This is a genomic window from Vibrio sp. R-1 (genome assembly GCF_035615595.1).
Lineage (GTDB): Bacteria > Pseudomonadota > Gammaproteobacteria > Enterobacterales > Vibrionaceae > Vibrio > Vibrio cholerae.
Window position 1 is genome coordinate 1 of the sequence record NZ_WPDC01000240.1, and the last position, 853, is coordinate 853.

Genomic DNA, 853 nt, shown 5'->3' on the forward strand with positions numbered 1-853 from the left:
TTATGCGATTTTTCTGACATCATAAGAAATTAAGGATATCGAGTGGAAGTCAGTATTTTTCAGGTAGATTCGTTTACATCAGAAGTGTTTAAGGGCAATCCTGCTGGGGTATGCATTACAGAAACTAGCCTTGATGAAGCGACAATGCGAGCAATTGCTGCTGAAATGGCCGTGTCTGAAACGGCGTTTTTATCGCTGAGCACGATGCAACTGCGTTGGTTTACACCAGAAATTGAAGTGAGCCTATGTGGCCACGGTACTTTAGCTGTAGCTCATGTTTTAAAAGAGCAGGGGATTTATAAAACGGGTGATGTTCTTGAGTTTAAAACTCTATCGGGCATTTTGACTGCCCATTTAGACGAAAATAGCATCCACTTGGTTTTCCCAACTCCAATGCTTGATATGCAAGTGTCCCCAAACATAGATATGCTCAATTTCTTAGGGTTGGCACAATCAAACTTAATCGCTTACGGTCAGTTTGATAACAAGCAGATCATCGTCATTGATAATGAGTCCTTACTCAACGATCTTTCCCCAGATTTCAGCGGACTATCAAAATTGAAGGGTCGTGGTGTTTTAGTTACGGCTAAGTCAGACTCTGGTGTAGATTTTGTATCGCGTTATTTTGCGCCGTGGGTTGGAGTCAATGAGGATCCAGTAACAGGCTCTGCACATTGTGCTTTGTGTGTTTACTGGTCGAAAAGGCTTGGTAAGTTTCAGCTCAAAGGTTATCAGGCCTCAAAGAGAGGTGGTTTTGTAGATGTGGAACTACTCAATCCAAACCAAGTGAAGCTATCTGGTCAAGCTGTAACGGTCTTGTCTGGTCGAATGAAAATCGCATAACAAACGCCTC

General features: G+C 42.6%; 1 protein-coding gene. It reads left to right on the forward strand.

What is annotated here, in order from left to right; translation table 11 throughout:
• Positions 1-42 precede the first annotated feature (42 nt).
• Entirely contained in the window at positions 43-843 is an 801-nt protein-coding gene (locus tag GOU96_RS17860; RefSeq protein ID WP_095461829.1) for a PhzF family phenazine biosynthesis protein, read from the forward strand.
• The last annotated feature ends 10 nt before the right edge of the window (positions 844-853 follow it).